Raw genomic sequence first — 21,389 nt, 5'->3', positions numbered from 1 at the left:
GATCAGCCCTCCGAGGGGGCGAGGCGCTCGAGCTCTGCCTCGGTCGACTTGAGCAGGTCGTTCCAGGACGCCTCGAACTTCTCGACGCCCTCGTCCTCCAGCAGCTGCACGACGTCGTCGTACGAGATACCGAGCCGCTCGACCGCGTCCAGGTCGGCGCGGGCCTGCTGGTAGGTGCCTGCGATGGTGTTGCCGGTGATCGAGCCGCTCTCCTCGGTCGCCTGCAGGGTGGCCTCCGGCATGGTGTTGACCGTGTTCGGCGCGACCAGGTCGTCGACGTACAGGGTGGCCTTGTAGGCCTTGTCCTTCACACCGGTGGAGGCCCACAGCGGACGCTGCTTGTTGGCGCCCGCGTTCTCCAGCGCGCTCCAGCGGTCGGAGGAGAAGACCTCCTCGTACGCCTCGTAGGCGAGGCGCGCGTTGGCAACGCCCGCCTTGCCGCGCGCGGCCTTGGCCTCGTCGGTGCCGAGGGCGTCGATCCGCTTGTCGATCTCGGTGTCCACGCGGGACACGAAGAACGACGCCACCGACCGGATCTTGGACAGGTCCAGGCCCTTGGCCTTGGCCTTCTCCAGACCGGAGAGGTAGGCGTCCATGACCTCGCGGTAGCGCTCCAGCGAGAAGATCAGCGTGACGTTGACGCTGATGCCGCGGCCGATGACCTCGGTGATCGCCGGGAGGCCCGCCTTGGTGGCCGGGATCTTGATCAGGGTGTTGGGCCGGTCGACCAGCCAGGCCAGCTGCTTGGCCTCGGCGACGGTCGCGCGGGTGTTGTGGGCCAGGCGGGGGTCGACCTCGATGGAGACCCGGCCGTCCTGGCCGTCGGTGGCGTCGAAGACCGGGCGCAGGATGTCGGCGGCGTCGCGGACGTCCGCCGTGGTGATCATGCGTACGGCCTCTTCGACGGTGACCTTGCGGGCGGCGAGGTCGGTGAGCTGCTGCTCGTAACCGTCACCGCTGCTGATCGCCTTCTGGAAGATCGTCGGGTTGGTGGTGACACCCACGACGTGCTGCTGGTCGATCAGCTCGGCCAGGTTGCCGGACGTGATGCGCTGGCGCGACAGGTCGTCCAGCCAGATCGCGACGCCCTCCTCGGAGAGGCGCTTGAGTGCGTCTGTCATGGAAAATCAAACTCCTACGTCTCGTATATGAGCGTCAGCGCTGGGCCGCGGCGAGGGATTCCCGCGCGACGGCCGCCACGTTCTCGCCAGTGAAGCCGTACTCCCGGAAAAGGACCTTGCCGTCGGCCGAAGCACCGAAGTGCTCCAGGGAAACGATGCGACCCGCGTCCCCGACGTACTTGTGCCAGGTGAGACCGATTCCGGCCTCCACCGCGACCCGCGCCCTGACGGCCGGCGGAAGAACGCTGTCCCGGTACCCCTGGTCCTGCTCCTCGAACCACTCCACGGACGGCATGGACACGACTCGCGTCGGCACCCCGTCCGCCTGCAGCTGCTCGCGCGCCTCGACGGCGACGTGCACCTCGGAGCCGGTGGCGATGAGGACGACCTGCGGCTCGCCGCCGTCGGCCTCGAACAGCACGTAACCGCCGCGCGCGGCGTCATCGTTGGCCTCGTACGTCGGCACACCCTGACGGGTCAGCGCGAGCCCGTGCGGGGCGCCCTTGCCGAACTCCTTGGTGTAGCGCTTGAGGATCTCGCGCCAGGCGATCGCGGTCTCGTTGGCGTCGGCGGGCCGCACGACATTGAGACCGGGGATGGCGCGCAGGGACGCCAGGTGCTCGATCGGCTGGTGCGTCGGGCCGTCCTCACCGAGGCCGATGGAGTCGTGCGTCCACACGTACGTCACCGGCAGGTGCATCAGCGCCGACAGGCGTACGGCGTTGCGCATGTAGTCGGAGAACACGAGGAACGTGCCGCCGTAGATACGGGTGTTGCCGTGCAGCGCGATGCCGTTCATCTCCGCGGCCATGGAGTGCTCGCGGATGCCGAAGTGGATCGTGCGGCCGTACGGGTTGGCCTCCGGGAGCGGGTTGTCCGCCGGGAGGAACGACGACGTCTTGTCGATCGTCGTGTTGTTGGAGCCGGCCAGGTCGGCCGAGCCGCCCCACAGCTCCGGGATGACCGCACCGAGCGCCTGGAGCACCTTGCCGGACGCGGCACGCGTGGCGACGCCCTTGCCGGGCTCGAAGACCGGGAGCTTCTCCTCCCAGCCGGTGGGCAGCTCGCCCGCGGCGACGCGGTCGAACTCGGCGGCGCGCTCGGGGTTGTTGTCCCGCCACTGCTGGAAGGACTTCTCCCACACGGCGCGGGCCGCCTGGCCGCGCTCCAGGGCACCCCGGGTGTGGGCGATGACCTCGTCGGAGACCTCGAAGGACTGCTCCGGGTCGAAGCCGAGGACGCGCTTGGTGGCCGCGACCTCGTCGTCGCCGAGCGCCGAGCCGTGGGCGGCCTCGGTGTTCTGCGCGTTCGGGGCCGGCCAGGCGATGATCGAGCGCATCGCGATGAAGGACGGCTTGTCCGTCACCTTCTTCGCTTCCTCGATCGCGTCGTAGATGGCGTGCGGGTCGAGGTCGCCGTCCGGCTGCGGGGCGACGCGCTGGACGTGCCAGCCGTACGCCTCGTACCGCTTGACGGTGTCCTCGGAGACGGCCGTCTCGGTGTCGCCCTCGATCGAGATGTGGTTGTCGTCCCACAGCAGGATCAGGTTGCCGAGCTTCTGGTGGCCGGCCATCGAGGAGGCCTCGGCGGAGATGCCCTCCTGGAGGCAGCCGTCACCGGCGATGGCGTAGACGAAGTGGTCGAACGGGGAGGTGCCCTCGGGGGCCTCCGGGTCGAACAGACCGCGCTCGTAGCGGGCGGCCATCGCCATGCCGACGGCGTTGGCGACACCCTGGCCCAGCGGGCCGGTCGTCGTCTCGACACCCGTGGTGTGGCCGTACTCCGGGTGACCGGGGGTCTTCGAACCCCAGGTCCGGAACGCCTTCAGGTCGTCCAGCTCCAGGCCGAAGCCGGCCAGGTACAGCTGGGTGTAGAGGGTCAGGGACGAGTGGCCCGCGGACAGCACGAAGCGGTCACGCCCGACCCAGTCGGCGTCCGCCGGGTCGTGCCGCATCACCTTCTGGAAGAGGGTGTAGGCGGCAGGTGCCAGGCTCATCGCCGTACCCGGATGGCCGTTTCCGACCTTCTGTACGGCATCGGCGGCCAGGACGCGGGCGGTGTCGACGGCCCGCTGGTCCAGCTCGGTCCACTCGAGGTCTGTGGTGGTCGGCTTGGTGCTCACCCTGGGTCAGGGCTCCTCTCCACATGTCGGATGCCGGTGTTTCGGGCATGCGCCCACCGGCTGCCGGCGTTCTCGGCGTCGGCCGGCCGTTGTCGAGCCTACCCCTGGAAGTACGTGCGTTTTTTCGAGTCATTCCAGACTGCCGGGCGTCGTCGGGATGCGCCTCCCGACTGGCTCGTTCCGCGTTCGGCATGTGAATACGCAGGCGCTCATCCGGGTGCTCAATCGAGCTTCCGTGCGCCCGTCGGACCACCCCCTCCAACACGACCCCACCCCCGCGAATGTCCGGGTCTGGGCAACGTCTACAGTGGCGTGGTACGCGCGAGCCTTTACCGGGACTTCACACGGGGAGGCTTGCTGGGATGTCTCTGTCAGGGGTGTGCGTGACGGCCGTTGAATCCCGTCCAGCGGGGATTATCGGGACGAGCCAGAGCCCGAGCCGGCGGCCGATCGGGGCCCGGGTCAAGGCGTTCGTGGCGCTTACCAAGCCGCGGATCATCGAGCTGCTGCTCATCACCACCGTTCCGGTGATGTTCCTGGCCGAGCAGGGCGTGCCCGACCTCGGTCTGGTGCTGCTCACCTGCGTCGGCGGCTACCTCTCCGCCGGTGGAGCCAACGCGCTGAACATGTACATCGACCGTGACATCGACGCGCTCATGGACCGCACCTCGCAGCGCCCGCTGGTCACCGGCATGGTCAGCCCGCGCGAGTGCCTGGCCTTCGGCATCACGCTGGCGGTCGTCTCCACGCTCCTGTTCGGCCTCACCGTCAACTGGCTGTCGGCCTGGCTCTCGCTCGGCGCACTCCTCTTCTACGTCGTCGTCTACACGATGATCCTCAAGCGGCGTACCTCGCAGAACATCGTGTGGGGCGGCATCGCGGGCTGCATGCCGGTGCTGATCGGCTGGACGGCCGTCACCAACTCCCTCACCTGGGCGCCGCTCATCCTCTTCCTGGTCATCTTCTTCTGGACGCCGCCGCACTACTGGCCGCTGTCCATGAAGGTGAAGGACGACTACGCGCGCGTGGGTGTGCCCATGCTGCCCGTCATCGCCTCGAACAAGGTCGTCGCCAAGCAGATCGTCATCTACAGCTGGGTGATGGTCGCGGTGTCCCTGCTGTTGACGCCGCTCGGCTACACCGGCTGGTTCTACACCGCGGTCGCGCTGGCCGCCGGTGGCTGGTGGCTGTGGGAGGCGCACGCGCTGCAGAACCGCGCTAAGGCCGAGGTGACGGGCGGCAAGCTGAAGGAAATGCGCCTGTTCCACTGGTCGATCACCTACGTCTCGCTGCTGTTCGTGGCGGTGGCCGTGGACCCGTTCCTGCGCTGACGCACGTCACAGTGCCCTGCCCTCGTCAGCCGATCTACTCCTGAGTAGCATCCTGGCCATGGCAGACACGCAGCAGGTTGACCAGAAGGCCGAGCGCAGGGTGGCCAAGTTGGCCAAGCAGATCAGCGCCTTCGCGAAGTCCCACGGCGGCACCGAGGCCCAGGTCGCGTACATCGGCGAGCGGGGCGCCCGCATCGTGCTCGTCGGCGAGGACGGCGGCTGGGGAGACCTGGTGGCACCGTCGTACGAGATTGCCGAGAAGGCGGTGGAGAAGGCCGGCGTCACGCGCCACGAGGCCTTCGACGGCGAGTTCGCGGCGAAGGTGAAGACGGGCGAGTACGAGTGGAAGAGGATGGCCGGCATCCAAGTCGGCGGCTGATCCTCGCCCCTTTTTTCTTACGCAACACCAAGTCACCGGTTCACCCGTTAGGACCTGTAGAGCAAGCGCAGCGTCCACCCACGGGGAGTCCGGATGATCGAAACGCCATCCCTCGTGGATCAGTACTGCCACGGCGTACTGCGAACGGAGCTGGGCCTCGGCACCTTCGAGGCCCAGTTGGCCCGCACCGAGGGCCCACCGGCGCCCGGCACCACGCTCTTCGACACCCAGACCGGATTCGCCGTACGCCGCTGGTGCCCGCCCCTCCTCGGCCTGGAACCGCACTGCTTACCCGCCCGCTATCTCGCCCGGCGCCGTGAACTCGGCGTACTGGAGGCGGGCCGGCGCCTGCTGCGGGGCAGCGGCATCACGACGTATCTGATCGACACCGGCCTGCCGGGCGACCTCACCGGACCTCCGGAGATGGCGTCCGCCGGATCCGCCGAGGCCCATGAGATCGTGCGCCTCGAACTCCTGGCCGAACAGGTCGCCGACACCTCCGGCACGGTCGAGTCCTTTCTCGCCAACCTCGCCGAGTCGGTGCACGGCGCGGCGGCGAACGCGGTGGCCTTCACCTCCGTGGCAGGTGTACGGCACGGCCTCGCGCTCGCGCCCGAACCGCCGGGGCCGGGGGAGGTGCGGGGCGCCGCCGGACGCTGGCTGGCGGGGCGCAGGGTCGGCGGCGAGCTGAGCGACCCGGTGCTGCTGAGGCACCTCCTGTGGATCGCGGTGGCATCGGGGCTGCCGCTGCAACTGCACGCGGGGCTGGGGGAGCCGGGACTGCGCATCGACCGCACGGACCCGGTGCTGCTGACGGACTTCGTCCGCGCGACGGCCGGCCTCGGCACGGACCTGGTCCTCCTGCACGGCTACCCGTACCACCGCCACGCCGCCCATCTGGCCGGCGTCTTCCCGCACGTCTACGCCGACTCGGGCGCCGCACTCGTCCGCACCGGCGCCCGCGCGGCCACGATCCTCGCCGAGATCCTGGAACTGGCCCCCTTCGGCAAGATCCTCTTCTCCAGCGGCGCCCAGGGCCTGCCCGAGCTCCATGTCGTCGGAGCCCGCCTGTTCCGCGAGGCCCTCGCCAGGGTGCTCGGCGGCTGGGTCGCCGAAGGAGCCTGGTCCCTGGGGGACGCGCAACGGGTGGCGGGGATGGTGGCTGCGGGGAACGCCCGGCGGGTGTACGGACTGGAGTGAGCCGTACAGACTGGGCGGATGCCGACCGATGCCTTACTCGACCGCTTCCTCGCCGAGCTGGCGACGACTCTCGCTCCCGCCGCTCCCGTAGCCGTCTGGGCGCACGGCTCACTCGCCGGCGGCGACTACCAGGAGGGCCGCAGCGATCTGGACCTGATCGCCGTTGTGGACGGCCCGCTCACGCCCCGCACCGTCTGGCAGGTGGCGAAGGTCCACGCCCGGCTGCGGTCCGAGCCGCTCGCCCGGCTGCTGCACTGCACGTACCTGACACCGGGCACGGCGGACGACGCCGACCGACGCCACCTCACCTGGGCGCACGAGCAGTTGTTCAAACGGACGGTGACCCCGGTGACCCGCCGCGAGCTGCAAACCTTCGGCCGAGTGCTGCACGGGAAGGCGCCGGCCGGGCTGCTGCCGCCGGTGCCGGACCGGGAACTCGGCGAGTTCGTCGTACGGGACCAGAGGGACTTCTGGCGGACGGCGGTGGACAACGCCTCGCTGTGGACGAAGGACGTGTGGGTCGACCTGGGGGTGATCACCTACGCCCGCGCGAGCGTCACCCTGCGCGACGGCCGACTGATCTCCAAGCGGGAGGCCCTGGACCTGCTGCCCGGCCTCGGAGCACCCGTCGAACTCGTCGAGGACATCCGCGGGCGCCGCTACGACGGTTCCGCGCCCCCGACGCCGACCGGGGAGTGGGCGACGCACAGGGCCGGCCTGACCCGGAGCTGGCTGGGCCCCGCGATCGACGAGTTGGTGACGACGTACAGCTGACTCAGGCGCGCGTGCCGACCGTCTGCCCGGCCGCCGGAGACGGGAGCCCGATCTCGTCGTACGGCCGTTCCCGCAGGGCCAGCGCCACCCGCAGGACCGCGATCCAGGTCACGGCCGAGCCGAACATGTGCAGGCCCACCAGGATCTCCGGGAGGTCCGTGAAGTACTGGACGTAGCCGATGACGCCCTGGGCGAGGAGGATCAGGAAGAGGTCGCGGGTGCGGTTCAGGGGGCCCTTCGGGGCGTCGACCGCCTTGAGGACGAACCACAGGGCGAACGTCAGCGTGACCACGATCCAGGCCAGCACTGCGTGCAGCTTGGTGACGTTCTCCCAGTCGAGCGGCATCCGCTCGACCTCGCTGGAGTCGCCCGCGTGCGGACCGGCGCCGGTGACCACCGTGCCGACCAGGATCAGCAGCACCGAGGCCCCGACCAGGACCCACACCAGCTGCTGCACCGCCTTGCCGACCAGCGGACGCGGTGCCGCGTCGCCCTCCCGGGTGCGCTGCCACATCACCGTGGCGACCGCGATCAGGGCGGACGTCGCCACGAAGTGGGCCGCGACCGTGTACGGGTTGAGGCCGACCAGTACGACGATGCCGCCGAGCACCGCATTGCTCATCACGATCCAGAACTGCGCCCACCCCAGCCGGGTCAGGCCACGCCGGTGCGGCTTCTCGGCGCGCGCGGCGATGATCGCCCAGCTGACCGCGGCGCACAGCACGTACGTCAGCATGCGGTTGCCGAACTCGATGGCGCCGTGCAGGCCCATCTCGCTCGTGGCGGTGAGCGAGTCGTCGGTGCACTTGGGCCAGGTCGGGCAGCCGAGCCCGGAACCGGTGAGGCGTACCGCGCCGCCGGTGACCACGATGAGCACCGACATCACGAGCGCGGCGAGGGCCGCCCGTTGGACCGTCCTCGGGGTCGGGGTCCAGCGTGCGGCGATGAAGGCGAGGGGGTTGCGCACGGCCGCTACGGCGTCGGCGCGGGTCAGCTTTGGCACGCGCCCTATCGTAGGCGGCCGCTTGTGCACGGTTTCACGAGGGTCCCGCTCGCCCCGTGAGCCGGCCTGGACCGGGCTACTCCCAGCGGAAGAACTTCCCCGCCGCCGCCAGCCCGACGACCGCCCACACGGCCAGAATTCCCAGGTCACCCCACGGCATCCCGGCCCCGTGCTGAAGCACGTCCCGCAGCCCGTCCGACAGGGCCGAGATCGGCAGCAGCCCCAGCACGTCCTGCGCCCCCGCCGGGAACTTGTCCAGCGGCACGATCACCCCGCCGCCGACGAGCAGCAGCAGGAAGACCAGGTTCGCGGCCGCCAGGGTGGCCTCGGCCTTGAGCGTGCCTGCCATCAGCAGTCCGAGCCCCGAGAAGGCGGCCGTCCCCAGGATCAGCAGGAGGACGACGGCTGCCGGGTTTCCCTGCGGCGACCAGCCCAGCGCGAAGGCGATCACCGTCAGCAGGGCGATCTGCAGGACCTCGGTGACCAGCACGGACGCCGTCTTCGCCGTCATCAGGGCCCAGCGGGGCAGCGGCGAGGAGGCCAGCCGCTTCAGCACGCCGTACCGGCGCTCGAAGCCCGTGGCGATGGCCTGGCCCGTGAACGCCGTCGACATCACGGCGAGCGCGAGGATGCCGGGGGCGAGGAAGTCGACGGCCTCGCCGGCGCCCGTGTCGACGATGTCCACCGAGCTGAAGAGGACCAGCAGCAGCGTGGGGATCACGACGGTCAGCAGCAGCTGCTCGCCGTTGCGCAGCAGCATCTTCGTCTCGAGCGCCGCCTGGGCCGCGATCATGCGCGGGAGCGGGGCGGCGCCCGGCTTCGGGGTGTACGTACCCGTACCGACCGTGGTCACGAACGCAGCTCCTTGCCGGTCAGTTCCAAGAACACGTCTTCGAGGGTGTGCCGTTCCACCGAGATCTTCTCCGGCATCACCCCGTGCTGCGCACACCACGACGTCACCGTCGCGAGCAGCTGGGGGTCGACCTTGCCGACGACCCGGTACGAGCCCGGCGTCAGCTCCGCGGCCGTGCAGTCGGCCGGCAGCGCCTTGAGGAGGGAGCCCACGTCCAGGCCCGGGCGGCCGATGAAGCGGAGCGTGTTCTCGGCGCCGCCGCGGCACAGCTCCTCCGGTGAGCCCTGGGCGATGACCCGGCCCGCGTCGATGATCGCGACGTCGTCGGCGAGCTGCTCGGCCTCGTCCATGTAGTGGGTCGTGAGGATGACGGAGACGCCGTCCGCGCGCAGGTCCCGGATCAGGTCCCAGGTGGCGCGGCGGGCCTGCGGGTCCAGCCCGGCGGTCGGCTCGTCCAGGAACACCAGCTCGGGACGGCCGACGACGGCCATGGCGAGCGCGAGCCGCTGCTGCTGACCTCCGGAGAGACGGCGGTACGTGGTCCGGCCGCAGCTGCCGAGGCCGAGCCGCTCGATGAGGGCGTCCACGTCCAGGGGGTGCGCGTGCAGCTTGGCGACATGGCGCAGCATCTCGTCCGCCCGCGCGCCCGAGTAGACACCGCCGGACTGGAGCATCACGCCGAGCCGGGGCCGCAGCGCGCCGGACTGCCTCACCGGGTCGAGGCCCAGGACCCGCACCGTGCCGGAGTCCGGCTTGCGGTACCCCTCGCAGGTCTCGACGGTCGTCGTCTTGCCAGCGCCGTTGGGTCCGAGCACGGCGGTCACGCCCGCCTGGGCCACCAGGTCGAGGCCGTTCACCGCGGTCTTCGTGCCGTACCGCTTCACCAGGGCCTGGACTTGGACCACGGGCTCAGTTCGCATGGCTCCAGAGTCTAGGTACGTGGCGGGTAACCCGAACGGCCGGGTTCACATCTCCTCCGCGCGGGGCCGGTGCGTCTCCAGCCACCGTCCCGCGTAGGCCACCGCGTCCGCCACGGGGAACAGCCGTGCCTCGGCCGCGCCCACCTTTCCCCGTACGACGGGACGGTCCCGGTCGAAGTCGCGCCCCAGTTCGTCGAACCGGTCCGAGGTGATCGACACCTCGGTCACCACCTCCCAGCCGGCAGGCCCTGGCCGGCCGACCTTCACCAGCGGCGAAGGTATCCGGTACTCGGCGAGATGGAAGCTGGTGCACGTCGCGTAACCGGCGCCGAGCAGCAGCACACGCGCGTGGAGCGCCTCCAGCCGGGCCAGCGGGCTGCGCTCGCCGAGCCGGCAGTCCAGGGCGTGGCCCTCGGTGATCTGCGCCGCGCGCGGCCCGACGGCGGCGAAGGACGTCTGCGGATGGGCGCTGCGCAGGGCACCCGGCCAGGTCCGTACGGTCTCCGGGATCACGCCCACCCCGAGCGCGGGCGTGACGAGGGGGTCGTAGGCGGGCATGGTCGCCCGGATCGTGTCCCACCACTCCTCGGGCACCGGCGGGTTGCTCCACACCGCCGGGTCCGAGAGATCACCGGTCTGGGTGGGGACGACCAGGGTGCCGTCCGGGCCGAGTGCGTCGAGCAGGCCCTGGACGACCGCGACGGCGCCTCCGCAGACCCAGCCGAGGGAGCTGAGCGAGGAGTGCACGAGGAGGGTTTCACCGGTTTGGACCCCTAGCTCGCGCAGTTGTGCCGCGAGGGTGTCCCGAGTGACAAGAGGGCCGGTCGGAGGGGGTGTCGACATGTTTCGGGAGTGTCCCGCAGGGAGCCTCGCGACGCCAGCGATTTGATCGATCAATGATCGTTTCCGCAGGTCAGATTAGGTATGCCTAAGTGACGCAGGGCACCCGCGAGGCGCCCGGGCGCGGCTTGCCTGCCTCAGAGGAATTACGCAACAATGGCGTTGTGAAATACGTCGGCGAGGCTCGGGAGACCCCTATGGGAACCCCCCAGGAGGAGCTCGCGACCGGGGAGCGCTCCACGCGCAACCGGGTCGCGCGGTCCATCCTGGACCACGGGCCGTCGACCGTCGCAGAGCTGGCAGGCCGGCTGGGACTCACCCAGGCCGCCGTACGCAGGCATCTGGACGCGCTGGTCGCGGACGATGTCGTGGAGGCCCGGGAACAGCGGGTGTACGGCACGCGCACGCGTGGCCGTCCCGCCAAGGTCTTCGCGCTCACCGACTGCGGCCGCGACGCCTTCGACCAGTCGTACGACAAACTCGCCGTGGACGCCCTGAAGTGGATCGCCGAGCGCGAGGGCGGGAGCGAGGCGGTCGCCGCCTTCGCCCGCGCCCGGATCGCCGCCCAGGCGAGCGCGTACCGCAAGGCCGTCGAGGCGGCCACCCCTGACCAGCGCACCGAAGCCCTGGCCAAGGCCCTGAGCGCAGACGGGTACGCTGCAACGGCGCGCAGCGCACCCCTCCCTCAAAAAGGCGAGCAGCTCTGCCAGCACCACTGTCCGGTGGCCCATGTCGCGGAGCAGTTCCCCCAGCTGTGCGAGGCGGAGACGGAGATCTTCGCCGAGCTGCTCGGAACGCACGTCCAGCGACTGGCGACCATCGCGCACGGCGACGGCGTCTGCACGACGTTCATCCCAAAGATTTCCCACACCACCGATAACGCATCTGCAAGCAAGGCCGGGAGGAACCCCGCATGACTCTCCCCATCGAGGAGACTGCCCACCCTGAGCTCGAGGGTCTGGGCAAGTACGAATACGGCTGGGCCGACTCCGACGAAGCCGGCGCCTCTGCGAAGCGTGGTCTGAGCGAGGACGTCGTCCGTGACATCTCCGCGAAGAAGAACGAGCCGGACTGGATGACCAAGCTCCGTCTCAAGGGTCTGCGGCTGTTCGACAAGAAGCCCATGCCGAACTGGGGCTCGGACCTCTCCGGCATCGACTTCGACAACATCAAGTACTTCGTGCGTTCCACGGAGAAGCAGGCGGAGTCCTGGGAGGACCTGCCCGAGGACATCAAGAACACGTACGACAAGCTCGGCATCCCCGAGGCGGAGAAGCAGCGCCTCGTCGCCGGTGTCGCGGCCCAGTACGAGTCCGAGGTCGTCTACCACCAGATCCGCGAGGACCTGGAGGAGCAGGGCGTCATCTTCCTGGACACCGACACGGCCCTGAAGGAGCACCCGGAGCTCTTCAAGGAGTACTTCGGCACCGTCATCCCGGTCGGCGACAACAAGTTCGCGTCGCTGAACACCGCCGTGTGGTCGGGCGGCTCCTTCATCTACGTGCCGAAGGGCGTGCACGTCGAGATCCCGCTCCAGGCCTACTTCCGGATCAACACCGAGAACATGGGCCAGTTCGAGCGGACCCTGATCATCGTCGACGAGGGTGCCTACGTGCACTACGTCGAGGGTTGCACCGCCCCGATCTACAAGTCGGACTCGCTGCACTCCGCGGTCGTCGAGATCATCGTCAAGAAGAACGCCCGCTGCCGCTACACGACCATCCAGAACTGGTCGAACAACGTCTACAACCTGGTCACCAAGCGCGCCGTCGCCTACGAGGGCGCGACCATGGAGTGGATCGACGGCAACATCGGCTCCAAGGTGACGATGAAGTACCCGGCCGTCTACCTGATGGGCGAGCACGCCAAGGGCGAGACCCTGTCCATCGCCTTCGCGGGCGAGGGGCAGCACCAGGACGCCGGCTCCAAGATGGTCCACATGGCGCCGAACACCTCCTCCAACATCGTGTCGAAGTCCGTGGCGCGTGGTGGCGGCCGTACCTCGTACCGCGGTCTGGTCGAGATCGGAGAGGGCGCCCACGGCTCGAAGTCCAACGTGCTGTGCGACGCGCTGCTCGTCGACACCATCTCCCGCTCCGACACGTACCCCTACGTGGACGTCCGTGAGGACGACGTGTCCATGGGCCACGAGGCGACCGTCTCCAAGGTCTCCGAGGACCAGCTCTTCTACCTGATGAGCCGCGGTCTGAGCGAGTTCGAGGCGATGGCGATGATCGTGCGCGGCTTCGTCGAGCCGATCGCCAAGGAGCTGCCCATGGAGTACGCGCTCGAGCTCAACCGGCTGATCGAGCTGCAGATGGAAGGCGCGGTCGGTTAAGACCGGTCTCCGTACAAGCAGCTAGCGAAATCTGACGTAGGAAAGAGAGCAGACCGACAGCCATGGCTGAGGCTCAGAACATCCCCGTGGGCTCCACCACCGCGGGCCAGATCGCGGTGGCCGCCGAGTCGACCGTCGCCACGCGCATGAGCGCGCCCCCGTCCTTCGACGTGGCGGACTTCCCGGTCCCGCACGGCCGTGAGGAGGAGTGGCGGTTCACCCCGCTGGAGCGCCTGCGCGGGCTGCACGACGGCACCGCCGTGGCGACCGGCGACGGCCTCCAGGTCACCGTCGAGGCCCCCGAGGGCGTCACCGTCGAGACCGTCGGCCGTGACGACGCCCGCCTCGGCAAGGCGGGCATGCCCGTGGACCGCGTCGCCGCCCAGGCGTACTCGGCGTTCGAGAAGGCCGGCGTGATCACCGTCCCCAAGGAGACGGTCCTCACCGAGCCGATCCGCATCGCCGTGCACGGCGAGGGCGGGGTCGCCTACGGCCACCAGGTCGTGGAGCTCGGAGCCTTCGCCGAGGCCGTCGTCGTCATCGACCACACCGGCGACGCGGTGCTCGCCGCCAACGTCGACTACATCCTGGGCGACGGCGCCAAGCTCACCGTCGTCTCCGTCCAGGACTGGGACGACAAGGCCGTGCACGTGGGCCAGCACAACGCGCTGATCGGCCGGGACGCCACCTTCAAGTCGTTCGTGGTCACCTTCGGCGGCGACCTCGTACGCCTCCACCCGCGCGTCGCCTACGCCGGCACCGGCGGCGAGGCCGAACTCTTCGGCCTCTACTTCACGGACGCCGGCCAGCACCAGGAGCACCGCCTCCTGGTCGACCACAACACCCCGCACTGCAAGTCGAACGTCGCCTACAAGGGCGCGCTCCAGGGCGAGGACGCGCACGCGGTGTGGATCGGCGACGTGCTGATCGAGGCCAAGGCCGAGGGCACGGACACGTACGAGATGAACCGCAACCTGGTTCTGACCGACGGCGCCCGCGTCGACTCCGTGCCGAACCTGGAGATCGAGACCGGCGAGATCGTCGGCGCCGGCCACGCCTCGGCGACCGGCCGCTTCGACGACGAGCAGCTCTTCTACCTGATGGCCCGCGGCATCCCGGCCGACGAGGCCCGTCGCCTGGTCGTCCGCGGCTTCTTCGCCGAGCTCGTCCAGCAGATCGGCGTCGACGACATCCAAGAGCGCCTCCTCGTGAAGATCGACGAGGAGCTGGAGGCCACGGTCTGATGGCTTTCGTACGCGCCTGCGGGCTGAGCGAGCTGGAGGAGGACACCCCGAAGAGGGTGGAACTCGACGGCACGCCGGTCTCGGTCGTGCAGACCGAGGGTGAGGTGTTCGCGATCCACGACATCTGCTCCCACGCGAACGTCTCGCTCTCCGAGGGCGAGGTGGAGGACTGCCAGATCGAGTGCTGGCTGCACGGCTCCAGCTTCGACCTCCGCACCGGCAAGCCGTCCGGCCTTCCCGCGACGCGCCCCGTCCCCGTATACCCCGTAAAGATCGAAGGGGACGACGTTCTCGTCTCCCTCACCCAGGAGTCCTGAGGCACCCATGGCAACGCTTGAAATCCGAGACCTGCACGTCACCGTCGAGGCCGACAACGCCACGAAGGAGATCCTCAAGGGCGTCGACCTCACCGTGAAGCAGGGCGAGACGCACGCCATCATGGGCCCCAACGGCTCGGGCAAGTCGACCCTCGCCTACTCCCTCGCGGGTCACCCGAAGTACACGATCACTTCCGGCACCGTCACCCTCGACGGCGAGGACGTCCTGGAGATGTCCGTCGACGAGCGCGCCCGCGCGGGCCTGTTCCTGGCGATGCAGTACCCGGTCGAGGTCCCGGGTGTGTCCGTGTCGAACTTCCTTCGCACCTCCGCCACGGCCATCCGCGGCGAGGCCCCCAAGCTGCGCACCTGGGTGAAGGAGGTCAAGGAGGCCATGGAGCGCCTCAACATGGACCCCGCCTTCGCCGAGCGCAACGTCAACGAGGGCTTCTCCGGCGGTGAGAAGAAGCGCCACGAGATCCTTCAGCTGGAGCTGCTCAAGCCGAAGGTCGCCATCCTCGACGAGACCGACTCCGGCCTCGACGTCGACGCCCTGCGCGTCGTCTCCGAGGGCGTGAACCGGGTCCGCGAGACCGGCGAGGTCGGCACCCTGCTGATCACGCACTACACGCGCATCCTGCGCTACATCAAGCCCGACTACGTCCACGTGTTCGCGAACGGCCGTATCGCCGAGTCCGGCGGAGCGGAGCTCGCCGACCAGCTCGAGGCCGAGGGCTACGACAAGTACGTGAAGGGTGGCGCATCCGCGTGACACAGCTGCCGGGCCTCCTCGACACCGAGGCGCTCCGCAAGGACTTCCCGATCCTGGACCGCGTCGTCCACGGCGACAAGAAGCTCGTGTACCTGGACAACGCGGCGACCTCGCAGACGCCGCGCCAGGTGCTCGACGTGCTCTCCGAGTACTACGAGCAGCACAACGCCAACGTCCACCGTGGCGTGCACGTCCTCGCCGAGGAGGCCACGGCGCTGTACGAGGGCGCGCGCGACAAGGTCGCGGAGTTCATCAACGCGCCCAGCCGCGACGAGGTGATCTTCACCAAGAACGCCTCCGAGTCGCTGAACCTCGTGGCCAACATGCTCGGCTGGGCCGACGAGCCCTACCGGGTGGACCACGAGACCGAGATCGTCATCACGGAGATGGAGCACCACTCCAACATCGTGCCGTGGCAGCTGCTCGCGCAGCGCACGGGCGCGAAGCTGAAGTGGTTCGGCCTGACCGACGACGGACGTCTCGACCTGTCCAACATCGACGAGATCATCACGGAGAAGACGAAGATCGTCTCCTTCGTGCTGGTGTCGAACATCCTGGGCACGCTGAACCCGGTCGAGGCGATAGTGCGCCGCGCGCAGGAGGTCGGCGCGCTCGTGTGCATCGACGCCTCGCAGGCCGCTCCCCACATGCCGCTGGACGTGCAGTCGCTCCAGGCCGACTTCGTGGCCTTCACCGGCCACAAGATGTGCGGCCCGACCGGCATCGGTGTCCTGTGGGGACGCCAGGAGCTGCTGGAGGACCTGCCCCCGTTCCTCGGTGGCGGCGAGATGATCGAGACCGTGTCGATGCACTCGTCGACGTACGCTCCCGCCCCGCACAAGTTCGAGGCGGGCACGCCCCCGATCTCCCAGGCGATCGGCCTCGGTGCGGCGATCGACTACCTCAACTCGATCGGCATGGACAAGATCCTCGCCCACGAGCACGCCCTCACCGAGTACGCGGTGAAGCGGTTCGCGGAGGTGCCGGACCTCAGGATCATCGGCCCCACCACGGCCGAGGACCGGGGCGCCGCGATCTCCTTCACGCTCGGCGACATCCACCCGCACGACGTGGGCCAGGTCCTCGACGAGCAGGGCATCGCGGTCCGGGTCGGCCACCACTGCGCGCGGCCGGTCTGCCTGCGCTACGGAATTCCTGCGACCACGCGAGCGTCGTTCTATCTGTACTCCACGCCGGCCGAGATCGACGCTCTGGTGGACGGCTTGGAGCACGTACGGAACTTCTTCGGCTGACGGGACGAGCGATCGCATGAAGCTGGATTCGATGTACCAGGAAGTCATCCTGGACCACTACAAGAACCCGCACGGGCGGGGCTTGCGGGATGGCGACGCCGAGGTGCACCACGTCAACCCGACGTGCGGCGATGAGATCACCCTGCGCGTGAAGTACGACGGCACGAAGATCGAGGACGTCTCGTACGAGGGCCAGGGCTGTTCCATCAGCCAGGCGAGCGCGTCCGTACTGAACGAACTCCTCGTCGGCAAGGACCTCTCCGACGCGCAGAAGATCCAGGAGACCTTCCTGGAGCTGATGCAGTCCAAGGGGAAGCTCGAGCCCGACGACGCGATGGAGGAGGTTCTGGAGGACGCGGTCGCTTTCTCCGGAGTCTCCAAGTACCCCGCCCGGGTCAAGTGCGCCCTCCTGAGCTGGATGGCGTGGAAGGACGCGACGGCCCAGGCGCTGGGCGACGCCGACGCCGAAAGGAAGACGGCATGAGTGACACCGTGGAGATGAAGCCGGCCTCGGAGGAAGAGGTCCGTGAGGCGCTGTACGACGTCGTCGACCCCGAGCTGGGCATCGACGTCGTCAATCTCGGCCTCATCTACGGCATCCACATCGACGACGCGAACATCGCGACGCTCGACATGACCCTGACCTCGGCGGCGTGCCCGCTGACGGACGTCATCGAGGACCAGGCCAAGTCCGCCACGGACGGCCTCGTCAACGAGCTGCGCATCAACTGGGTCTGGATGCCGCCGTGGGGACCGGACAAGATCACGGATGATGGGCGGGAGCAGCTTCGGGCGCTCGGGTTCAACGTCTGATCCAGGGTCCGAGACTCCCCCCTCACGGACAAAGCGGCGGCACCTTCCGGGTGCCGCCGCTTTCCTGTGCTCGTACCCGGGGGTGGCTCAGGCCGGCCCGCCGACCATCCGGAACGACGAGTCCGCCAGGTACAGGGAGCTGTACTCGAAGCGCTCGAGGCGGACGACGAAGTTCTTGTGGCGGAGGAAGTAGCCCGGGTAGTTGACCGACTCCAGCATGGTCGCGCCGGAGTGGGACGAGTCGCGGGGGCAGAAGGTGGCGTCGTGCTTGAACTGGGCGGAGCCGTCGTGGCGTTCGGCGCGCAGCACGAAGTTGCGGTGGCGCAGGTAGGCGCCGTCGTGCGTGGCGAAGGAGTAACAGGAGCTGTCGGCCAGCCCCTTCACCTGCTTGAAGGTGGAGTCCTCGCGGGATTCGGAACCGCGGACCGGGTCCAGGGCCACCTGACCGCCGCTCACGTGCCAGTAGCGGTCGGGGTAGTTGACCGAGCGGAAGGATCGCCAGGTCGTGGCGGTCGGGGGCTTCGGGGCGGCCGATGAACCGGCCTCGCGGGAGGGCGACTTGGACGGCTTCGGCGCGGGCTTGGGGGTGCCGACGTCCTGTTGGCGGGGGGCTCTGGTCGTGGCCTCGGCTGTCGACAGGCCGCTCTTGCCCTTCGGGGGAGTCTCCGAGGGTGTGGCGAAGGAGATCAGGCCGGGGAGCGTCGTGTTGTCGTCGGCCGGTGCCGAGCGTGTCTGCGCGTCAGGTGCCCTCTCCATCACGACGATTGCCGTGGCGCACGCGACGATCGTCGCCACCGCCATCCCGCCCGCCAGCCACAGGCGGCGCGTCCCCGGCGCCCGGGAGGTGTCCGGAGCCCAGCCGTTCTCCCAAGGTTGGTCCTGAGGCGGCCGGGACTTGTTTTCTGGCATGCGCTGTTCCCCCCAGCGGCGTCATGGGGCGACGACCGCGGCTGCGAAGGCCCGGTATGTGAACGGTAAAACACTAGTGGACCAGGTGACCCTGGAGCAGCTGTTTGGAACGGCCCGTATCCAGATTGATTTCTAAGTCGGTTTCAGGGGGGAGGGGGGTGGGGTTGCAGGCGTCGGCGGCCCTGGCGCGTGGTTGCTGATGGGCAATCAACTCTGCCTGGGTGACGGTGTGTTGGTGTTCCGGTCAGGTCCGCAATGGCCATGAGTGCAGCCAAGCCGTCGTAGCCCCCACCACGGGGCTCGGGCCCGCAGCAGGGCATCATGGCCGGGCGGCACATGTGCACACACCGCGCACGAGCACACACCGACAGGAGCCCTCCGATCATGGCCCACCGCGCCCACCGCGCACCCCGTGCCCTCCGCCGCGCGCTCGCGGCCGCACTTCTGTGCGGTGCGCTCGCCGCGGCCGCGGGCGGATGTACGTCGTCCGGCGGTGGGGACGCCGACGAGCCGGGCAGCTCCACCGCCCCGACGGCGCCCGGTACCGGCGGTTCGGGGAAGGTGGTCCTGCCCGAGCCGGGGGTCGCCTTCGACTACCAGATCGGCGGGGCCTACCGGCCGCCCGCCGGCGTACGAGCGGTCTCCCGCGACCGTGCGGCGAGACCGGCGCCGGGGGTCTACAACATCTGTTACGTCAACGCCTTCCAGGCCCAGCCGGACACCGAGGACTGGTGGGAGGACCGCCATCCCGACCTGCTGCTGCGGGACGCCGACGACTCGCTGGTCGTCGACCGGGACTGGGACGAGGTCGTCCTGGACATCTCGACACCCGCCAAGCGTGAACGGCTCGCCGATGTCGTGGGGGAGTGGATCGACGGCTGTGCCGCCGCCGGGTTCCAGGCGGTCGAGGCCGACAACCTCGACTCGCACGAGCGGTCCGACGGTCTGCTGACCACCGACGACAACGTGGCCTTCGGCAAGTTGATCGCCGCCCGGGCCCACGCCGCCGGCCTGGCGATCGGCCAGAAGAACGCCGCCGAACTGGCCGGACAGGGCCGCGGCATCGGCTTCGACTTCGCGGTGGCCGAGGAATGCGGACAGTACGACGAGTGCGACGTCTACGCGGACGCGTACGACGACCGCGTCTTCGACATCGAATACCGGCGGGACGGCCTCGCCGCCGCGTGTGCGGAGTGGGGCGACAAGCTGTCGGTGGTCCTGCGCGACCTGGACGTCGTACCGGCGGGGGAGGACGCGTACCGCCGCAGTACCTGCTGACCGGGGCCCACTCGCCCCGGACGGCGCCCGTCCAGGCGTGGGCTCAGTGAGTCAGTCGAGGACCGCGGTGGCCTCGATCTCGACCAGATGCTCGGGCACGTCCAGTGCCGCGACGCCCAGCAGCGTGGCCGGCGGGGCGGCGGTGACTCCCAGCTTGGTGGCCGCCCGGGTGATCCCTTCCATGAGCTGGGGCATCTTGTCGGGGGTCCAGTCGACGACGTGGACGTTCAGCTTCGCGACGTCGTCGAAGGATGCGCCCGCCGCCGCCAGGGCGGTGCCGACGTTGAGGTAGCACTGCTCGACCTGCGCGGCGAGGTCGCCCGCTCCGACCCCGACGCCTTCCGCATCCCATGCGACCTGCCCGGCGACGAAGACCAGCTTCGAGCCGCTCGCGATCGACACCTGGTGGTAGGCGCCGACCTCCACCAGTCCGCTCGGGTTCACCAGAGTGATGGCCATGTCGTCCGTCCGTTCCGTCTCGTGCTCACTTGTGGTTACTCAGGAACCATAGGAGAGTGGACGCTGACATGGAAGAACGCACTTTTCGGTGACTGGGGAACCTCATGGGAACCAAGCAGTTCAGCGGCTCGCTGGACCAGGCGGACGTGACGCGCGCGGACTCCCTGGCCCGGGAGATCTTCTCGGACATAGCCAACAAATGGGCTCTGCTGATCATCGAGGCCCTGGGGGAGGGGACCCTGCGCTTCAGCGAGTTGCGTGGCGAGGTCGACGGGATCAGCCACAAGATGCTCACCCAGAACCTGCGCATGCTGGAGCGCAACGGCCTGGTCGAGCGCACCGTGCACCCCACGGTGCCGCCACGCGTCGAGTACACCCTCACCGAGCCGGGCCAGGCCCTGCGCGTGACCATCGACGGCATGTGCGACTGGACCCACCGGTACCTCGGGGACATCGAGACGTCCCGGCGGCACTTCGAGGCGCGGAAACCGTAGGTGTGCGGAGGGTGTTGTGTACGCCCGTACGCAATTGTCGCCGTCGTTGTGTACGCTCGTACACATGGGATACCTGCTGCTCGCCGGAGCCATAGCGGCCGAGGTGGCCGCCACCACATCCATGAAGTACAGCGAAGGCTTCAGCAGGCTCTGGCCGTCGCTGCTGACCGCCCTCGGATACGTCGTCTCGTTCGCGCTGCTCGCCCAGACCCTGAGGACCGTCTCCGTGGGCACGGCCTACGCGATCTGGGCGGGCGTCGGCACCGCGGCCATCGCCACCATCGGGATCCTGTTCATGGGGGAGGGGATGACGGCCGCCAAGGCCGCGGGTATCGCGCTGATCATCGCCGGCGTGGTGGTGCTGAACCTGGGAGGAGCGCACTGATGCCCCGTCGCTATGACCCCGAGCGGCGCCAGCGGATCATCGACGCGGCGATCCGGGTCGTCGGGGAGAAGGGCATCGTGGGGCTCAGCCACCGCACCGCCGCCGCCGAGGCGGACGTGCCGCTCGGCTCCACGACGTACCACTTCAAGACGCTCGACGATCTCCTGGTCGCAGCTCTTCGCCAGGCCAACGAGGGCTTCGCCAAGGTGATCGCCTCGCGCGGCGGCCTGGCGGACCCGGACACCGACCTGGCCGCCGAACTCGCCGGCTGGATGGGCGAGTGGCTCGCGGGGGACCGCACGGGCGTGGAGCTGGAGTACGAGCTCTACCTCGCCGCCCTGCGTCGCCCCGCCCTGCGCCCGGTCGCCGCCGAGTGGGCACAGGACCTTGCCGACCGACTGTCCCGGCGCACGGACGCGGTCACCGCGCGGGCGCTGGTGGCGTTGATGGACGGGATCTGTCTGCAGGTGCTGCTGACTGAGGTGCCGTATGACGAGGGGTATGCGTGTGAGGTGCTGCGGCGGGTGATTCCCGGGCGGGTTGGGTGAGTCTCGACGGGGTGTGACCCTCTGCAGGGTGCGATG

General features: G+C 69.2%; 24 protein-coding genes. 16 read left to right on the top strand and 8 right to left on the bottom strand.

Annotated elements, in window-relative coordinates; all coding sequences use genetic code 11:
* Positions 1-2: 2 nt before the first annotated feature.
* Together tal and tkt are read right to left on the bottom strand one after the other, a co-directional pair.
* Positions 3-1,121, bottom strand: a complete 1,119-nt coding sequence (gene tal / locus AB5J55_RS09920; RefSeq protein WP_369270294.1) for a transaldolase — start codon at positions 1,119-1,121, stop codon at positions 3-5.
* A 34-nt stretch (positions 1,122-1,155) separates the two neighbouring features.
* The gene (gene tkt, locus AB5J55_RS09915; RefSeq protein WP_369270293.1) at positions 1,156-3,243 is read right to left on the bottom strand and encodes a transketolase; all 2,088 of its coding nucleotides are present in this window, start codon (positions 3,241-3,243) and stop codon (positions 1,156-1,158) included.
* 377 nt (positions 3,244-3,620) lie between these two features.
* Between tkt and AB5J55_RS09910 the strand changes: the two genes are divergently transcribed.
* The 4 genes from AB5J55_RS09910 to AB5J55_RS09895 all read left to right on the top strand — a co-directional run bounded on the left by AB5J55_RS09910 (position 3,621) and on the right by AB5J55_RS09895 (position 6,927).
* Positions 3,621-4,574 carry a heme o synthase gene (locus AB5J55_RS09910; protein ID WP_369276143.1) on the top strand — a complete coding sequence of 318 codons (954 nt, stop codon included), beginning with the start codon at positions 3,621-3,623 and terminating at the stop codon, positions 4,572-4,574.
* A 58-nt stretch (positions 4,575-4,632) separates the two neighbouring features.
* Positions 4,633-4,953: a hypothetical protein gene (locus tag AB5J55_RS09905; RefSeq protein ID WP_369270292.1), complete on the top strand. Its 321-nt coding sequence runs from the start codon at positions 4,633-4,635 to the stop codon at positions 4,951-4,953.
* Positions 4,954-5,046: 93 nt separating this feature from the next.
* A complete protein-coding gene (locus AB5J55_RS09900) occupies positions 5,047-6,153 on the top strand; it encodes an amidohydrolase family protein (protein WP_369270291.1) in 1,107 nt (368 codons plus the stop codon).
* A gap of 18 nt (positions 6,154-6,171) precedes the next feature.
* The gene (locus AB5J55_RS09895) at positions 6,172-6,927 is read left to right on the top strand and encodes a nucleotidyltransferase (protein WP_369270290.1); all 756 of its coding nucleotides are present in this window, start codon (positions 6,172-6,174) and stop codon (positions 6,925-6,927) included.
* Between the two features lies 1 nt (position 6,928).
* On the opposite strand, the gene AB5J55_RS09890 is transcribed toward AB5J55_RS09895, so the two are convergent.
* The 4 genes from AB5J55_RS09890 to AB5J55_RS09875 all read right to left on the bottom strand — a co-directional run bounded on the left by AB5J55_RS09890 (position 6,929) and on the right by AB5J55_RS09875 (position 10,546).
* Positions 6,929-7,921, bottom strand: a complete 993-nt coding sequence (locus AB5J55_RS09890) for a heme A synthase (RefSeq protein ID WP_369276142.1) — start codon at positions 7,919-7,921, stop codon at positions 6,929-6,931.
* An 85-nt stretch (positions 7,922-8,006) separates the two neighbouring features.
* The gene (locus tag AB5J55_RS09885; RefSeq protein ID WP_369276141.1) at positions 8,007-8,723 is read right to left on the bottom strand and encodes an ABC transporter permease; all 717 of its coding nucleotides are present in this window, start codon (positions 8,721-8,723) and stop codon (positions 8,007-8,009) included.
* 56 nt (positions 8,724-8,779) lie between these two features.
* A complete protein-coding gene (locus tag AB5J55_RS09880; RefSeq protein ID WP_369270289.1) occupies positions 8,780-9,703 on the bottom strand; it encodes an ABC transporter ATP-binding protein in 924 nt (307 codons plus the stop codon).
* Between the two features lie 45 nt (positions 9,704-9,748).
* Entirely contained in the window at positions 9,749-10,546 is a 798-nt protein-coding gene (locus AB5J55_RS09875; protein WP_369270288.1) for an aminoglycoside N(3)-acetyltransferase, read from the bottom strand.
* 161 nt (positions 10,547-10,707) lie between these two features.
* On the opposite strand from AB5J55_RS09875, the gene AB5J55_RS09870 reads away from it, so the two are divergent.
* The 8 genes from AB5J55_RS09870 to AB5J55_RS09835 all read left to right on the top strand — a co-directional run bounded on the left by AB5J55_RS09870 (position 10,708) and on the right by AB5J55_RS09835 (position 17,280).
* A complete protein-coding gene (locus AB5J55_RS09870) occupies positions 10,708-11,460 on the top strand; it encodes a helix-turn-helix transcriptional regulator (RefSeq protein WP_369270287.1) in 753 nt (250 codons plus the stop codon).
* Positions 11,457-12,881, top strand: coding sequence for a Fe-S cluster assembly protein SufB (sufB, locus tag AB5J55_RS09865; protein WP_369270286.1), 1,425 nt, complete (start codon positions 11,457-11,459; stop codon positions 12,879-12,881). The genes AB5J55_RS09870 and sufB overlap by 4 nt, the downstream gene beginning before the upstream one ends.
* Positions 12,882-12,943: 62 nt before the next feature.
* Positions 12,944-14,125: a Fe-S cluster assembly protein SufD gene (gene sufD, locus AB5J55_RS09860; protein ID WP_369270285.1), complete on the top strand. Its 1,182-nt coding sequence runs from the start codon at positions 12,944-12,946 to the stop codon at positions 14,123-14,125.
* Positions 14,125-14,442, top strand: a complete 318-nt coding sequence (locus tag AB5J55_RS09855; RefSeq protein WP_031057580.1) for a non-heme iron oxygenase ferredoxin subunit — start codon at positions 14,125-14,127, stop codon at positions 14,440-14,442. Before sufD ends, AB5J55_RS09855 begins: the two co-directional genes overlap by 1 nt.
* A gap of 7 nt (positions 14,443-14,449) precedes the next feature.
* Positions 14,450-15,214 carry a Fe-S cluster assembly ATPase SufC gene (gene sufC, locus AB5J55_RS09850; protein ID WP_369270284.1) on the top strand — a complete coding sequence of 255 codons (765 nt, stop codon included), beginning with the start codon at positions 14,450-14,452 and terminating at the stop codon, positions 15,212-15,214.
* The gene (locus AB5J55_RS09845) at positions 15,211-16,467 is read left to right on the top strand and encodes a cysteine desulfurase (RefSeq protein ID WP_328882425.1); all 1,257 of its coding nucleotides are present in this window, start codon (positions 15,211-15,213) and stop codon (positions 16,465-16,467) included. The genes sufC and AB5J55_RS09845 overlap by 4 nt, the downstream gene beginning before the upstream one ends.
* Positions 16,468-16,483: 16 nt before the next feature.
* The gene (gene sufU, locus AB5J55_RS09840) at positions 16,484-16,951 is read left to right on the top strand and encodes a Fe-S cluster assembly sulfur transfer protein SufU (protein WP_328882426.1); all 468 of its coding nucleotides are present in this window, start codon (positions 16,484-16,486) and stop codon (positions 16,949-16,951) included.
* Positions 16,948-17,280: a metal-sulfur cluster assembly factor gene (locus AB5J55_RS09835; protein WP_328428541.1), complete on the top strand. Its 333-nt coding sequence runs from the start codon at positions 16,948-16,950 to the stop codon at positions 17,278-17,280. Before sufU ends, AB5J55_RS09835 begins: the two co-directional genes overlap by 4 nt.
* 87 nt (positions 17,281-17,367) lie before the next feature.
* Here the strand turns inward: AB5J55_RS09835 and AB5J55_RS09830 are convergent, their stop codons facing one another.
* Positions 17,368-18,189, bottom strand: coding sequence for an AbfB domain-containing protein (locus AB5J55_RS09830; protein WP_369270283.1), 822 nt, complete (start codon positions 18,187-18,189; stop codon positions 17,368-17,370).
* Between the two features lie 384 nt (positions 18,190-18,573).
* On the opposite strand from AB5J55_RS09830, the gene AB5J55_RS09825 reads away from it, so the two are divergent.
* Positions 18,574-19,467, top strand: a complete 894-nt coding sequence (locus tag AB5J55_RS09825) for an endo alpha-1,4 polygalactosaminidase (protein ID WP_369270282.1) — start codon at positions 18,574-18,576, stop codon at positions 19,465-19,467.
* A gap of 51 nt (positions 19,468-19,518) precedes the next feature.
* Here AB5J55_RS09825 and AB5J55_RS09820 read toward each other — a convergent pair whose 3' ends face one another.
* Positions 19,519-19,926, bottom strand: a complete 408-nt coding sequence (locus AB5J55_RS09820; protein ID WP_369270281.1) for a RidA family protein — start codon at positions 19,924-19,926, stop codon at positions 19,519-19,521.
* Positions 19,927-20,030: 104 nt separating this feature from the next.
* Here AB5J55_RS09820 and AB5J55_RS09815 point away from each other — a divergent pair, with 104 nt between their 5' ends.
* The 3 genes from AB5J55_RS09815 to AB5J55_RS09805 all read left to right on the top strand — a co-directional run bounded on the left by AB5J55_RS09815 (position 20,031) and on the right by AB5J55_RS09805 (position 21,353).
* A complete protein-coding gene (locus AB5J55_RS09815; protein WP_369270280.1) occupies positions 20,031-20,420 on the top strand; it encodes a winged helix-turn-helix transcriptional regulator in 390 nt (129 codons plus the stop codon).
* Positions 20,421-20,484: 64 nt separating this feature from the next.
* Positions 20,485-20,805: a multidrug efflux SMR transporter gene (locus AB5J55_RS09810; protein ID WP_369270279.1), complete on the top strand. Its 321-nt coding sequence runs from the start codon at positions 20,485-20,487 to the stop codon at positions 20,803-20,805.
* A complete protein-coding gene (locus AB5J55_RS09805; RefSeq protein ID WP_369270278.1) occupies positions 20,805-21,353 on the top strand; it encodes a TetR/AcrR family transcriptional regulator in 549 nt (182 codons plus the stop codon). Before AB5J55_RS09810 ends, AB5J55_RS09805 begins: the two co-directional genes overlap by 1 nt.
* Positions 21,354-21,389 lie beyond the last annotated feature (36 nt).

It is taken from the genome of Streptomyces sp. R11 (assembly GCF_041051905.1).
Lineage (GTDB): Bacteria > Actinomycetota > Actinomycetes > Streptomycetales > Streptomycetaceae > Streptomyces.
Note: the sequence above shows the minus strand (reverse complement) of the source record. Positions and strands in the feature narration are given on the sequence as shown.